This is a genomic window from Bradyrhizobium sp. C-145, assembly GCF_023375135.1.
GTDB lineage: Bacteria > Pseudomonadota > Alphaproteobacteria > Rhizobiales > Xanthobacteraceae > Bradyrhizobium > Bradyrhizobium zhanjiangense.
In genome coordinates this window covers 9,225,170-9,239,080 of record NZ_CP088150.1, presented here as the reverse complement: position 1 = coordinate 9,239,080, position 13,911 = coordinate 9,225,170, and the positions used below count along the sequence as shown (strand labels likewise).

Genomic DNA, 13,911 nt, shown 5'->3' with positions numbered 1-13,911 from the left:
TAGCGGCCGAGTCATTCTGCCGCAGTTATCCAGCGACCTGCGGCCGCCGCGCTTCTTCCGGGCGGACCAACCTCCAATCCAGCCCCTCGAACAAGGCCGCGAACATCGCCGGCGACATCCGCATCACGCCGTCCGCGATCGTTGGCCAAACGAACTTGCAACCTTCGAGGCGCTTGTGAACCAACACCAGGCCCGTTCGGTCCCACACCAAAATCTTGATTCGGTCCGCTCGTTTCGATCGGAACACGAAGGCTGCGCCGCTGAACGGGTCAAGACGAAGCATCTCCTGCACCTTCACCGCAAGCCCATCGTGGCCACAGCGGAAGTCGATCGGCCGCGTTGCAACGTAAATCTTCAGATCAGCACCGGCCGCAATCATCGTGATGCTCGCAGCACGCGGATCACCCGGGACAGCTGCTCGGCATCAATGGCCGTATCCGTCCGCAGCACGATATCACCAATCGCGATCTCAAGCTTGATGGCCGGAGCCTGACGCTCTTCCAACGCACCTCCCACCACCAGCGGCGCGAATGTCGGCTGGGACGCTTCGCACGCCGGCAGCAGGCCTCGCTGTCGAAAGCGCCGTCGCCAATCGTAGATCTGCCAGCGCGTCGCTCCGTGCTTGCGCGCCACCTCGGCCACCTGGGCACCGGGCAACAGACTCTCGGCGACGATCCGAGCTCTCTCAGCTTCCGAGCGCACGCGCCGCCCCGACGGTCCTTCCAGAACTTCCAACCGGCTCAGCGACCCTGGGCCGTCTAAATGGACGTCCTTTTTGCTGTCCAATCCCATCTCAAACCTCCGTCCAACCCGGAGGCTTCTTCGCACAGCTATTCCGATCCCGAAGCAAGGGTTCCGGCTAAGCGCTTACGTCATACCAAGCCTTGGGACCGTCAAAGCCTCACTGGTCGAGCTAGAATATGCGCCGGCTGTTGCTCCTGCCTACGCCAAGGTTCGTACTGTCGAACACAAACTCATCATGGATGCCATTAGTACAAAGCGCGCTTGTTGGGTGGTTGCTGAATGGGGGCTCGGCGAGGAAGCATTCATAGCAAAAATCAAATCCGAGCTATCCGGCGCAGCCTATCGACTCGACATGAGTACGTTTCAAAACCGCGGACAATTTTCGGAGACGCTACGTCAAGCCTTTGGATTCAACTTCGAACGCTTTGTACAACTCCTATCCGAAAGTGGGGCCGCACTAATACTGTTGGACAACATTCTTCAGATTGATAGCAAGCAGCCGGAGGAGGTCGCATCGGAAATCGAAGGAATGGTCGATGTGATTCTTGAATACTGCACTGAAATCCGTGTCTTGCTACGGAGCTATCGAGCGCCATTAAGCATCGCATATGACATGGTCCAGCTCAGCCCCTTGGACGCTCCGGATGTACGGAATTACATCGAGGACCATCCGGATGGTGTGGAGTTCAGGGCGTCACCGGTAGCCGTCGATCAGATGCATCGTCACACCGAAGGAATTCCGGCCCGGATTGATCAAGCGTTGCGTGAACTGCGAGTCGTCTCGTTGTCTGATCTCGTAAGCTCGGATGTTGATTTCGCTGAGCCCGATCACATTGTGCCAAAAGTTCACGATGGCTTAAGATCCGTCATTTCTCAACTTGCTAATAGCGGGGATACGGCAGATCAGCGAGCGTTTTCTCTGCTGAAAGTGCTCTCGCTCTTTCCGCAAGGAGAAAGGCTAAAGCGGATTGAACGGTTTTATCCTACTAATAAATTTCACAGGGCGCTGGCGGCAGACCTTCGATCCAAAGGTCTCATCGAGGTGGTCACCGAGCAGACGCAGGGACTCGGAGGAACGTTTTTTGATGGAGATTCAGAGAAGAAGCTTAAGATCGGGCTCCCTGCCCGGGAATGCATATGGGATCTGCTGAGGAAAGATGAACCTTACGAACTAAATCGGCGCGCCGCAGAGCTATATTTCGGCTCGTCTTGGCATAGTGGACAATTTAAGCCACCGCGATCGTATCGATTTGACTCACCTGGCTGCCTGCCGGCCGACATTGTAAATGCAAACACAATCCTAGTCCGCTTGCTAAGAGAAGCGATTGCTATCGGCACAGAAGCCAATGTTGAGCGAGTTCTTGGACTTTCGATTACATACATCAGAGCGTTAGTGCGTGGCGATCACTACACGAGCGCTGCAGAGTTGGCGGGGGATCTATTATCGCTGATTCCGAGCGGAGATTTTGATGACCAAACCGCCCAGCTATCAGCGGAGTATGGCGGCGCGTTGAGGATGTGCGGGGACCATGAAAAGGCAAAAAGTGTCTTAGAGGGCATCCTCGACCACGATTTCCCTAAATCAAGACGGCAAAGGATATTAATAGACCTGACGTTGTGTCACGAACGCGCTGGCGAGCTATTGGATGCGCGGGAGGTCGCCAAACAAGTGATCGAGATTGACCCGAACTCCTACTCTGCCATGCAAGCAGAAGCTACACTGATCGAACTTGATACGAGCGATCCGCGGCGGATGGAGAAACTTGAAGCTCTCGAAGCCCGGGCGCGGCGAGAAGATGCGACCGTCGTCGCAGGAAATATTGCTCTGAGCCGGGCCAAGCATGGAAATAAGACCCCGGAAGAAGTACGAGATATTCTTGCTCCGCTCATAAACTCCAAGCGCGCTTCGGATCACTACAATCGAGCACGTGCAGCAGTCGATGTGGCAGAGGCTACGCTTAGGAACGGATTGGCACTAACTGACTCCGATAGAAGTCAGCTCGTCAGGGCCTATCACTACACATTCAACGAGCATATGCCCAATTTATTCGATCGCCTGCACGATGCGTTGTGGAAGGATTTTACGAGTCGCGGCGACATATCAAACTTGCTCATTCTATTTCGCCACAGCTCGCTACGCTGGAGATTGAGGGGCGAGGATGATGAGGAGCTGAAGTACCTCAGCAAACTGAAAGTAGTGGTGGGTGACGTCGTAACGAGAGCAATTAGTGAGATTCAGAAAGAAGTGACATACTTTTTGGTTCGCATTACTCACTTTGATAAACCTTAGCTGGGAGGCCATTGGGTTACCGAAGTCTATTCCTTGCAGCAGGTCATGTTCCTTTTGAACTGATGATAGAATAACCCTTCTATCATCAGTCCCTACAAGTCCCTGACCGGTGGGCGTTTTGAAGACTGGGGAGAGGCGACCTCTTCTCGGACCGATCACAATCCAGTATTGCCCTGGCGTTTCATAACGGGTCGCAAGAGCTGGCGAGGTGCAAGGCTTGGCTCGTCACATTGAGCTATGGACGAAGGGGGCCGGGGGTTGCCGAAAATGGGTCCCCGGAAAGGGTAGCACAGCAACCAACGATCCTTCGTTGCGATATCCTCAAGCCATTGCCCCACTTGTCCAGAATCTTTCACCTGCAAGGCAAACGTCTGCTCTCGGCCAAGTAGCGGAGAACGAGGCCGCGCTTCGCCACGTCGCCTAAGGGGCCAGGAGCGGAAGTCGCGATGCAACTTAATTGAGTGGGGCCGCCACAGCTTGCTTTCGGGATCGTCATTCGCTCATTGAAGCTGAGGCCCGAATACGCGTAGGGCGCCTATCCGAACCGGCATGAAGGAATAGCTTTGGTTTAGCGCGATCTCGCGCGCGTCGGCATCGTCAGGATCTTGCCGTCGTCGATAAGATTGCTGCAGACCTCCTTTAAAGCTGCAACGACTTCGCGGGTGGCGCGGCTAACGGGCCGGCCCCGCGGCAGGGCGAGGACGCGGTCGGCGCGCATCCATGGCAAGAGCGCCGCCGACAGGGTGCCGGCCGCCACTTCCTGGTGAATCCCCGAGAACGGCAACAGCCCGTAGCCAAGTCCCGAGCCCACGATCTGTTTCATCGGCGTGGTGCTCTCGACCCGCAAGGAGAACGGCACGTCTGGCGGGAACGGGTTGCGGCTGAGCGGTACGACGGCGGTCGGCAGATCATTGACCTCCTTGCGCGTCAGCCGGCCGCGCCTGAGCCTGGGATCGCGCGGCGGACCGATCAGGAAGACCGGCTCGACCACCAGCGTTTCGTAGTCGAGATGGTCGTTGGGTTGCGGCGTGGTGACGATGGCGAGGTCGAGCTCCGCGCGCAGCAGATGATCGCACATCGTCTCGGTCAGGCCCTCGCTCAACTCCAGCCGGACGCGTGGAAAGCGCGTGGTGAATATCTTTGCCAGCGGCGCGTAGAAGTTGTCGGCGAGGCTCGAGGGCGCTCCCAGCCGCACCGTGCCGCTGGGCTCGCGGTTTTCCGTGCGTACCTCCGCCTTGACGTCATCGATGGCGCCGAGCAGCCAGCGCCCGCGCGCCAACAGCACCTTGCCGGACTCGGTTACCGAGACGCCGCGCGCGCCGCGCTCGAGCAAGGCGCCTCCCAATTCGTGCTCGAGTTCCTTGACGTGGCGGCTGAGCGCCGACTGCGCGACGTTGAGGGCGCTGGCCGCGGCGCCGAAGCCGCCGCGCTCGGCCACCGCCACGAAATAGCGAAGCTGCCGCAGGTCCATTCCATCCTCCATCTCGGTCTGAGATGGAGATCATATCAAACATATTCTTGTGAGATACTAAGAACCGGGCAGTCTGCTGCCAAAAGTAGATCGAGAGGAAACGAGCATGGACATCGTCGCGGAAGCACCCCGCCGGACGTCGGTATTTATTGTTGGCGGCGGACCGGTTGGCCTCGCCATGGGGCTGTTGCTCGACCGCTTCGGGATCGACGCCGTCATCGTCGAGAAGAGCCCGACCACGACAGATCATCCGAAATCGCGCGGCTGCTGGGTCCGCACCATGGAGATCTTCCGGCAATGGGGGATCGAGCAGGCGATCCGCGACCGCGGGCTGCAGGATGATTCCGACATGTTCGTGCAGGTCGAAAGCATCGCCGGCCGCGAGATCAGCCGGTCGCGCCCGGAGCCCAATCTCGGGCAGACGCCCGCGTGGAAATGCCTGGTGGCGCAGGATGCGGTGGAAGAGGAGATCTACCGGGTCATCGAGCATTCCAACCTGGTGCAGGTGCAATTCTCGACCGAATTCGTCGGCTTCGAGGAAGTCGAGGACGGTGTCATCTGCGAGATCCGCTCGATTGAAACCGGCCGCAGCGAACATTGGCACGCTAGGTATCTGCTGGCCTGCGACGGCGCCGGCAGCCAGACGCGCCGGGCCGCCGGCATCGACATGGTGGGGCCGGCCTGCCTGTCGGTGCTGCAGAACGAATACTGGCGCGCCGATCTTTCGCGCTTTCCATTGGCGCGCGAGGCCGCCGGCTATCAGGTCTACTCAAAAACGCCGGGCGTGCCGCCGCGCGCCGGCATTCTCAACACCAACGGCCGCGACCGCTGGCTGTCCATCATCCAGATCGGCGAGCAGAAGGACGATCGGCCGCGGCCCTGGACCGATGCCGAGATGATCGAGATCATCCGCGCCCATGTCGGCGTTCCCGATCTCGAAGTGACGTTGCTCAACCGCTCGGTCTGGCGCATGAGCAAGCAGGTCGCGGCGAGTTTTCGCAAGAGCCGCGTGTTTCTCGTCGGCGATGCCGCGCATCGCTTTCCGCCGACCGGCGGTTTTGGCCTCAACTCGGGCGTTCAGGACGCGCACAACCTGGCCTGGAAGCTCGTCTATGTGCTGCGCGGCTGGGCGTCGGAGAAGCTGCTCAACAGCTACGACCTCGAACGCCGGCCGGTGGGGCAATCGAACGCGGATTTCAGTTTTGGCAACATGATCCGCTTCCGGCGGATCGACGAAGCCGTCCGCTCCGGCAACGAGGATCACATCCGCTTCTGGGTGAACGATCTCGACAACCATTTGCACAGCATCGGCCAGGCGCTCGGCTTCACCTATGAAGAGGGCGCGGTCATTCCCGACGGTACGCCGCATGGCGGGCATCTGACCCGCGTCTACCGGCCGTCCGACCGGCCGGGCGGACGCTTTCCCCACATGTGGCTCGACATGCCGCGCAAGCGCTCGACGCTCGACTGGTTCGACAAGGAGTTTACAGTCGTTGCCGGTCCGCAAGGCGAGGCGTGGCTCGAGGCCGGCCGCAACGTGTCGGCGAAAACCGGGCTGCAGCTCAATTTGCAGCAACTCCCCCACGCCCATCCCGCCGACGGCATTCAGATGGGACCGCGCGGCGCGGTGCTGGTGCGTCCCGACGGCCACGTCGCCTGGCGCATGCCCTACATCCCCTCCGATCCCGCGCGCGAATTGGCCGGCGCGCTCGAAACCGTGCTGCATTAGTCATGGATACGATAGCCATGGATACAATCGAAGCCAACGGCACCACGATTGCCTTCAAGCGCAGCGGGGAGGGACCGCCGCTATTGCTTCTGCATGGCGCCGAAGCCGACCACTCGATGTTCCATGCCTTCGGCGCGCTACTGGCGCCGCATTTCACCGTGATCGCCTACGACCAGCGCGATTCCGGCGCGACCCGTAATCCGCCGCAGCCCTACGGTCTCGAGGAACTCGCCGACGATGCTGCCGCGCTGATCGCAGCGCTTGGCTATCGGCGCGCCCATGTGTTCGGCGCCTCGCTCGGCGGGGTCATCGCGCAGGTGCTGGCCGCACGTCACGCCGGGCGCATCGATCGCCTGGTGCTGTCGAGCACCTTCCGGCCCGGTGCGTCGGTGATGTCGATCAATCCGGAAGGCTTCCCGGCGTTTGCGGCGCTGCGCAATCGCATGCCGGAATCGGTCCGCGAGTTCGCCGAGTATTTCGTGCCGCGCGATTACATCGCGGCGCATCCGGAGGTGCTGGCGATCTTCACCAGCAGCAAGCGCGATGCCGAACAGAAGCAGCGCCGCGGCGCCATCCTGACGCAGCCGATCGCGTTCGAGCCCGGCGCGATCACGGCGCCAACGCTGGTGCTGGCTGGTGGTGCCGACCGCCTGATCCCGCCGGCGCATACGCTGTCGCTGGCGCGGGAGATCGCGGGCGCGAAGACCGCGACCATCGCCGGCATCGGCCACATCGGGACCATTCAAGATCCTGCCGCGGTCGCGGCGGAGGTACGGGCATTTTTGCGAGGCGACCAGACAAAACAACGACAAAACACGGAGGAGGATGACCATGGAGACCAAAGGGGAGGATCTCGTCACGCTCTATGACGAGGCGCCGCTCAATGCCCGTTACTGGGTCAGCATGGCGCTCGCCGTCACGACAAGCATCTTTGATTTTTTCGACTTCTTCATCGTGGGCTTCCTGGTGGCGGTGCTGGCCCCGCAATGGCACCTGACGTTCGGCCAGACCTCGGTCATGCTGCTCAGCGCCGGCGTCGGCGCGATCGTCGGATCGCTGGCCTGGGGCGCGCTGGCGGATCATTTTGGCCGCAAGACGTTGACGGTCGCGGGCGTGGTGCTTTGCGCGCTGGGCGCAGGCTCCATCTCGATCATCCCGGATGGCGCGTGGATCCTGTTCGCATGCCTGCGCTTCGTCGTCGGCTTCGGCATCGGCGCGGTTGCCGCGGTCGCGCTGCCACTGATCGTCGAATATACGCCGACACGGCACCGCACGATCCTGACCAGCGTCACGGTGATCCCGGTCTCGCTCGGAATCCTCGCGGCGTCGCTCACAGCCGCGACGCTGTTGCAGTTGATCGGCTGGCGCGGCCTCGCGGCGCTGGGTTTCTTGCCGCTGGCTCCGGCCATTCTGATCGCGCTCGTTATGCCGGAGTCCGTGCGCTGGCTGGTATCGCGCGGGCGTCACGCCGAGGCGAGCCGCATCGTCGGCCGGGCATTAAACGTGCCGCCGGATAATTTGCCGCAGCCGGCTATCGCGCCGGCAGGCCATGTGCGGTCGCCGGCCTCGAGCTTCGCCGATCTGTTGGCCAAGCCAAAACTGTTCTGGCTCACGGTGATCGTCTGGTTCGGCGCGAGCACGGCCAATTACGGCGTGTTCCTGTGGGGGCCCACGATCGTCGCGCTGTTGATGGGCGTGTCGCCGATGCAGGCCGCCCATCTCTTCGTCTTCGTCAGCCTGACCGGCATGCTCGGCCGTACCGCGTTCTCGTTCCTGCCGCAATGGATTGGGCGGCGGCGCTGCGGTGAGATCATGGGCTATGGCATCGCGCTTTCGCTCGGCGCGGCGGCGCTGTTCTTCGACCGCATCATCTTTGGCTATCCGGCGTTCGTCGTGCTGTTGATCCCGGCTGCGTTGTTCTTCGACGGCGGTTTTTCCAACATCGCGCCGTATTCCGCCGAGATCTTTCCGGTGCGGCTAAGCGCGCGCGGCGTGGGACTGGCGCAGGCCGCCAACGGTGTCGGAAAGATTTCGGGACCGCTCTGCCTCGCGCTGATCGCCGGCGCGTCGAATCTGATCACGCCCAAGGCCACCATCGAGGCCGTCACGCCGGCGTTTCTGTTCTTGGCCGCCTGCGGCCTCGCGATCGGGCTCGCCTTCAGCCTGCTTGGTATCGAAACCCATGGCAAGCCGCTGGCGCTAGAGAGCGGCGATCCGGCCGTAGCACCGCGCGAAACGGTGCCGGTGCGCGAGCACGCCACGACCCAGCGAGCATGATTGGAGCAAGGGGATGAATGTAGCGGACAGGAAGATCACAGCGCGCGCGCCGTTCGATACCGAAAAGCTCGACCGGCTGATGCACGAGGCGGGGCTCGACGCGCTGGTCGTCACGTCCCGCCACAACGTTCAGTATCTGCTCGGCGGCTATCGCTTTTTCTTCTTCGACGCGATGGAGGCGATCGGCGTCAGCCGCTATTTGCCGGTGTACGTCTATCAGCGCGGGCGTCCGGAGAATGCGCTCTATATCGGCAACCGCATGGAAGGGTTCGAGAAGGAACTCGGCCGCATTGCGGCGCCCGCGGTCAAGACCGCTTCCTGGGGTAGCATGGACGCGATCCGTCTCGCCATCGATCACATCAAGGCGCTGGGCGCCGACGTGAAACGCGTCGGGTTCGAGCCGAGTTTCCTGCCGTCCGATGCCAAGGATCTCCTGAGCAAAGAGCTCGGCGGTGCGTCGCTGGCGGACGCGCAATTCGTGCTGGAACGGCTGCGCGCGGTCAAGACCGCGGAAGAGCTTGACCTGGTGCGTGAAGCTTCCGAGCGCGTGGTGAACGCGATGACGGCGACCTTCGACATCTGCACGCCGGGCATGAGCAAGCACGATATCGTCGATCGGCTGCGGCGCGAGGAACACGACAGGGACCTTGTGTTCGAGTACTGCCTGATTGCTGCCGGCAACAGCCACAATCGCGCACCCTCCGATCAGCGCTTGAAGGCGGGCGACGTGATCTCGCTCGATTCCGGCGGCAACTATAAAGGCTATATCGGCGACCTCAGCCGCATGGGCGTGGTGGGCGAGCCCGACGCGGAATTGCACGACCTGCTGCACGAGATCGAGGAGATCCAGCAGGTAGCGCGCGGCGCGATCAGCCCCGGTGCGCGTGGCGGCGAAATCATCGCCGCCGGCGAAGAGGCGGTGCGCCGGGCGCCGCATGGCAATGTGCTGGACTACACGGCGCACGGCATCGGCCTTGTCAGTCACGAGGCGCCGCGGCTCACCGGACGTGGGCCGGTGCCTTATGCGCCTTACGATGCCGATCGGCCGCTGCAGCCCGGGATGGTGATCTCGGTCGAGACCGCGATGCTCCATCCTTCGCGCGGCTACATCAAGCTCGAGGATACGCTGATCGTCACTGAGGATGGCTGGGAAGCCCCCGGCGACATCGCACGCGGATGGAACATCGCGGGCAAAGCCTGAGTTTTCGAAATGGTGGGCATGGATTTCTGGTCGGGAATGCTGTTTGCCGCGTTCGGGATCGCCGCTCTCGCGCTTCGGCCATGACCTGCGGATCGGTTCTGCGGCACGCACGGGGCTGGGATTTGTGCCCCATGCGCGCGACGGCAATTTGCCTTTCGCTTGTCGCTCGATGGGGTTGTTGTCGATGATGGGCCATTGGCTGAACAGGCTTTTCCCGGCGGCGAAATCCCATTTCGGGCCGTAGCTCGAATGGTGGGTTTTGGTCTATGAAGGTCGAAAATGCTTTATTGTTCAATGGGAGTTGACTGACACTCTCTCCGCCATTTGCGCGATTTCGTGCGCCAAACTACGATTTGGCGCGTTTGAATTCGTTAGCTTGGCCGAATGTACGAAATGGCTGGCCTGACGGAGTCCAATATCATCGTCGCCATCAACAAGGACGAGGGCCTCTCTTCCAGCTCGTCGGCCAGACCGCGACACACAGGCGGCCCGGAGTTGGCTGAAATGTCGAAGAAATCTTGAGTCTTCTTCGGCCGGGGCGCTGCGTCAAATGAGCAAGTGGTTCACTTCAGCTCGCGTTGCTAGCCTGCGGCGCAGTCCTTGAGTTGCCGCCGAAGCCATTGATGCCCGCGATCGTTATCGAATCTGGCGTGCCAGGTGGCGTGCAGCGTAAAGGGCCTCGTATCGAAGGGCAGGGGCAGGGATTGCAGGACATCACGGTAGCGGTTGAGAAAACGCTGCGGAAGAGTGCAAACGAGGTCGGTCGACTGTAGCAAGAGCGGCACGACGCTGTAGTGCTGAACTGACACGGCGACGCGACGCGTCAGCCCGTCCTTCGCCAGGACATCGTCGATGAAGCCGCGAAAGCCGCCGCCTTCTCCCGAAACGATGACGTGCTCCAGGCGCGAATACTCTCTCATCGTGGGCCGCCGCAATCCGCGCGGATGATCCTTACGCTGGGCCATCATGAACCGTTCTTCGAGCAGCGGCTGGGACGGCATTCCGCTTGGGACCGCATCTTTCGAAACCAGCGCAACGTCGAGATCTCCCGCCTCGAGTTGGCCGGCCAATTTCGTCACATCGATCGAGCGGAAAGCGAACCGGATGCCCAATAAGCCATCCCGTCGCGAGAACGCAACCAGGCGCGATCCAACGATAGCGGTTGCGTTGTCGTTCGCGCCGATGGTGAAAGTTCGATCCGATTTCTTTGGGTCGAAGCCAGATGGTGCGCCGATAACATCTTGCAGATTCTGCAGAGCCAGTCGCAGGGGTTCCTTGAGCTCATTTCCCCGCGGGGTGAGGACCATGCCTTTTCCCGAGGCGGCAGGCGTCAGCAACTGATCCTTGAAGATATCGCGAAGCCTGGCCAGTTGGGCGGAAAGTGCCGGTTGGCTGATGCCAAGCCGTGCGGCCGCGCGGGTGACGTTCCTCTCATCGAGCATCACCTTGAGCGAGACAAGCAGAGGCATGTCGTGTGCCCTGACATCCACCTGGATTATACCTCCTATCTCATCTATCGATTTCAAATATCCCACGACGGAGGACATCAACGCAAGCCGGATCGAGCCGCGAACGCGGACAACACAGTTGGGGGTTACAGATGAGGAAGCTGCCAAACGCCGGTCCTGCCGTGGCAGAGCCCACCATCGAGTTGCAGCGAAGGGTCATGATCGCGGCGACCGTCGGTACGGTCATCGAGTGGTACGATTTCTTCATGTATATCTCGGTGGCTTCGGCCATCTCGGTCAACTTCTTCTCGAGCAACAATCCGGTTTGGGCCAACGTCTTCGCGCTTCTCACCTTCGGCACGGGCTATCTCGTTCGGCCGTTTGGAGCGCTGGTGTTCGGTCGCATCGGCGACATGATCGGACGCAAGCAAACCTTTCTCACCACGATCCTGATGATGGGATTTGCAACCGTTGCCGTCGGTCTGGTGCCGAGCTATGCGTCGATCGGCCTATGGGCGCCTTCGATCTTGATCTTGCTGCGAATGATCCAGGGATTGGCGCTTGGCGGTGAGTATGGCGGTGCTGCGACCTACATCGCAGAGCATGCCCCGCAGGGTCGCCGCGGCTGGCTAACGTCCTGGCTGCAAACGTCTGCACCGATCGGCTTCGTTCTTTCGATGCTATCCGTGTATCTCATGCGCGCCAGCATGACGCCCGAGGCATTCAATGACTGGGGCTGGCGCATCCTGTTCATCAGTTCGGTGTTGCCGCTCGCGATCTCGGTCTGGATTCGGTTGAAGCTGCAGGAATCGCCGCTCTTCCTCAAGATGAAGAACGAGGGAACGCTCTCGAAGTCTCCGATCTACGACACCCTCCGGGTGCTGCCGAATCTGAAACGCGTGTTGATCGCGATGTTTGCGATGGTCGTCCCCCAGAGCGTGCTGCTGGTCGGTGCTCAGATCTATTCTCTGGTGTTTCTCACCGGCACGGCCAAGGTCGATCCGCAGATCGCGAGTCTCCTGGTCGGTGCGGCCCTGATGCTGACGCTGCCGGTGATGATCTTCTTCGGTTGGTTGAGCGACCGCTACGGTACCAAGATATTTATCCTGGCCGCCTGCGTCATCGGCACGTTCACCTACCTCCCGCTCTACAAGGCACTTATCTTCTATGCCAACCCTGCGCTGTATACGGCGCAAGCCGTCGTCCCGGTCACCGTTGCAGCGGATGCATCGGAGTGTTCCTTCCAATTCAATCCGGTCGGAACGGCGAAGTTCGCCACGGGGTGCGACATCGCCAAGAACGCCTTGATCCGGCTCGGCGCTCCCTATTCGACCAGGTCCGAAGCAAAAGGGGCGGTCGCGACGGTTTTCGTTGGCACCAAGGCAATTCCGGTTGCCACGACAGGGCAGGCTCCGGACGTTGCGGCGTTCACCGGCAAGCTGAAGCATGCGCTGGAGGAGGCTGGATATCCGAGCCGTGCCGATCCAAGTGCGATGAATTTCGCCATGATCATCCTGGTGCTGGCGGCGCTGAGCACGGTTGCCGGCATGATCTTCGGTCCGTTGGCGTCGGCGATGACCGATCTGTTTCCGCCCCAGGTGCGCTACACGTCGGTCTCGTTCAGCTATCATGTGGGTAACGGCTATTTCGGTGGCCTCTTGCCGGCGATCGCCGCGGCACTCCAGATCTCGAGCGGCGACATATACGCCGGTCTTTACTACGTGATGGTCGTTTCGGCGATCTCGTTCTTCCTCGGCTTGTTCTGGCTTCAATCGGTGCCGGCAGCGGCCAAGGTCGAGTCAGTCGCGACCGTCACGGCCTAGCGGTCACGCTTCAATCTGCCCAAAGCACGAAAGCCTGTTTCAAATGACCGCAGTGCACGCGATCGGCAACGTTGCCATTCGTCAGGTTATCGAAATCCGAGGTCCGGGTTTCACCCCGGACTTCCTCTTCCCGGATTGGGATCAGTCGGTTCTGGAGAAGCACCGGGCATTGATGATCCCGGATTGCTTCGACGAGGCGGAGGGGCGCTTCATCGCGAGCATCCACACCTGGGTTCTGAAGACGCAGCACCACACGATCTTGATCGACAGCTGCGCGGGCAACGACAAGAACCGTCCGATGCTGCCGCGCTTTCATCAGTTGAATCTGCCGTTCCTCGACCGGCTGGCGGAAGCCGGCGTCTCACCCGAACAGGTCGACTATGTCTGCTGTACCCACCTGCACGCGGATCATTGCGGCTGGAACACGCGACTCCTCAACGGCCGCTGGGTGCCGACGTTCCCGAATGCCAAGTACGTCTTCTCCAAGGCCGAGTACGATCATTGGTCCGGCCCGGCTGGCAAGGAAGGCTTTAGCGCGGGCGTATTCGAGGACAGCGTTCTTCCTGTTATCCAGAGCGGACAGGCCGAGATCGTCGATGGCGAGGCTGCGATCGGGGACGGTCTTACGTTCCATCCGACCCCGGGGCACAGCCCCGGTCACGTCGCTATCCAGCTCTCTGACCAGGGACAGAAGGCACTCTTCAGCGGCGACATCATGCATCAGCCCCTTCAGATCTATCGTCCGGACTGGAACAGCGCGTTTTGTGAGCACGAGGAGCGCGCCCGCGCATCGCGCCGCTGGCTTCTCGAACAGGCCGCGGAAGATCGTTCGACTGTTTTCACGGCTCATTTCGCCAACACTTCAGCCGGACACGTCACGCGCAGCGGCGATAGGTTCGACTGGCGGTTCGTGTAACCTGGGAGGACA

11 protein-coding genes are annotated in these 13,911 nt (G+C 61.0%); 7 read left to right on the top strand and 4 right to left on the bottom strand.

Annotated features, from left to right (window positions below; genetic code table 11):
- Positions 1-25: 25 nt before the first annotated feature.
- Both tnpB and LRP30_RS43495 read right to left on the bottom strand, forming a co-directional pair.
- A complete protein-coding gene (gene tnpB, locus LRP30_RS43500) occupies positions 26-298 on the bottom strand; it encodes an IS66 family insertion sequence element accessory protein TnpB (protein ID WP_249756788.1) in 273 nt (90 codons plus the stop codon).
- Between the two features lie 77 nt (positions 299-375).
- Positions 376-792 carry a transposase gene (locus tag LRP30_RS43495; RefSeq protein ID WP_249756787.1) on the bottom strand — a complete coding sequence of 139 codons (417 nt, stop codon included), beginning with the start codon at positions 790-792 and terminating at the stop codon, positions 376-378.
- A 187-nt stretch (positions 793-979) separates the two neighbouring features.
- On the opposite strand from LRP30_RS43495, the gene LRP30_RS43490 reads away from it, so the two are divergent.
- Entirely contained in the window at positions 980-3,034 is a 2,055-nt protein-coding gene (locus tag LRP30_RS43490; RefSeq protein ID WP_249758813.1) for a hypothetical protein, read from the top strand.
- Between the two features lie 568 nt (positions 3,035-3,602).
- Here the strand turns inward: LRP30_RS43490 and LRP30_RS43485 are convergent.
- Positions 3,603-4,505, bottom strand: a complete 903-nt coding sequence (locus LRP30_RS43485) for a LysR family transcriptional regulator (protein WP_249758812.1) — start codon at positions 4,503-4,505, stop codon at positions 3,603-3,605.
- A gap of 106 nt (positions 4,506-4,611) precedes the next feature.
- Between LRP30_RS43485 and LRP30_RS43480 the strand changes: the two genes are divergently transcribed.
- Genes LRP30_RS43480 through LRP30_RS43465 form a run of 4 tightly spaced genes read left to right on the top strand, consistent with a single transcriptional unit; the run spans position 4,612 to position 9,712 of the window.
- Positions 4,612-6,234 carry an FAD-dependent monooxygenase gene (locus LRP30_RS43480; protein WP_249758811.1) on the top strand — a complete coding sequence of 541 codons (1,623 nt, stop codon included), beginning with the start codon at positions 4,612-4,614 and terminating at the stop codon, positions 6,232-6,234.
- A 17-nt stretch (positions 6,235-6,251) separates the two neighbouring features.
- The gene (locus LRP30_RS43475) at positions 6,252-7,103 is read left to right on the top strand and encodes an alpha/beta fold hydrolase (protein ID WP_249758810.1); all 852 of its coding nucleotides are present in this window, start codon (positions 6,252-6,254) and stop codon (positions 7,101-7,103) included.
- Complete coding sequence (locus tag LRP30_RS43470) at positions 7,066-8,511, top strand: MFS transporter (RefSeq protein ID WP_249758809.1); 1,446 nt, start codon at positions 7,066-7,068, stop codon at positions 8,509-8,511. Before LRP30_RS43475 ends, LRP30_RS43470 begins: the two co-directional genes overlap by 38 nt.
- A 13-nt stretch (positions 8,512-8,524) precedes the next feature.
- A complete protein-coding gene (locus LRP30_RS43465) occupies positions 8,525-9,712 on the top strand; it encodes a Xaa-Pro peptidase family protein (protein WP_249758808.1) in 1,188 nt (395 codons plus the stop codon).
- Between the two features lie 581 nt (positions 9,713-10,293).
- On the opposite strand, the gene LRP30_RS43460 is transcribed toward LRP30_RS43465, so the two are convergent.
- Positions 10,294-11,181: a LysR family transcriptional regulator gene (locus LRP30_RS43460; RefSeq protein WP_249758807.1), complete on the bottom strand. Its 888-nt coding sequence runs from the start codon at positions 11,179-11,181 to the stop codon at positions 10,294-10,296.
- A gap of 131 nt (positions 11,182-11,312) precedes the next feature.
- On the opposite strand from LRP30_RS43460, the gene LRP30_RS43455 reads away from it, so the two are divergent.
- Both LRP30_RS43455 and LRP30_RS43450 read left to right on the top strand, forming a co-directional pair.
- On the top strand, positions 11,313-12,983 hold the full coding sequence (locus tag LRP30_RS43455; protein ID WP_249758806.1) for an MFS transporter: 1,671 nt from the start codon (positions 11,313-11,315) through the stop codon (positions 12,981-12,983).
- Positions 12,984-13,026: 43 nt separating this feature from the next.
- Complete coding sequence (locus LRP30_RS43450) at positions 13,027-13,899, top strand: MBL fold metallo-hydrolase (protein WP_249758805.1); 873 nt, start codon at positions 13,027-13,029, stop codon at positions 13,897-13,899.
- Positions 13,900-13,911 lie beyond the last annotated feature (12 nt).

Bases quoted from the DNA above. Each gene is read 5' to 3' on its own strand.
- LRP30_RS43495 (WP_249756787.1), bottom strand. From the start codon at position 792: ATGGGATTGGACAGCAAAAAGGACGTCCATTTAGACGGCCCAGGGTCG.
- LRP30_RS43460 (WP_249758807.1), bottom strand. From the start codon at position 11,181: ATGCCTCTGCTTGTCTCGCTCAAGGTGATGCTCGATGAGAGGAACGTC.
- LRP30_RS43450 (WP_249758805.1), top strand. From the start codon at position 13,027: ATGACCGCAGTGCACGCGATCGGCAACGTTGCCATTCGTCAGGTTATC.
- LRP30_RS43485 (WP_249758812.1), bottom strand. From the start codon at position 4,505: ATGGACCTGCGGCAGCTTCGCTATTTCGTGGCGGTGGCCGAGCGCGGC.
- LRP30_RS43465 (WP_249758808.1), top strand. From the start codon at position 8,525: ATGAATGTAGCGGACAGGAAGATCACAGCGCGCGCGCCGTTCGATACC.
- LRP30_RS43470 (WP_249758809.1), top strand. From the start codon at position 7,066: ATGGAGACCAAAGGGGAGGATCTCGTCACGCTCTATGACGAGGCGCCG.
- LRP30_RS43490 (WP_249758813.1), top strand. From the start codon at position 980: ATGGATGCCATTAGTACAAAGCGCGCTTGTTGGGTGGTTGCTGAATGG.
- LRP30_RS43480 (WP_249758811.1), top strand. From the start codon at position 4,612: ATGGACATCGTCGCGGAAGCACCCCGCCGGACGTCGGTATTTATTGTT.
- LRP30_RS43455 (WP_249758806.1), top strand. From the start codon at position 11,313: ATGAGGAAGCTGCCAAACGCCGGTCCTGCCGTGGCAGAGCCCACCATC.
- LRP30_RS43475 (WP_249758810.1), top strand. From the start codon at position 6,252: ATGGATACAATCGAAGCCAACGGCACCACGATTGCCTTCAAGCGCAGC.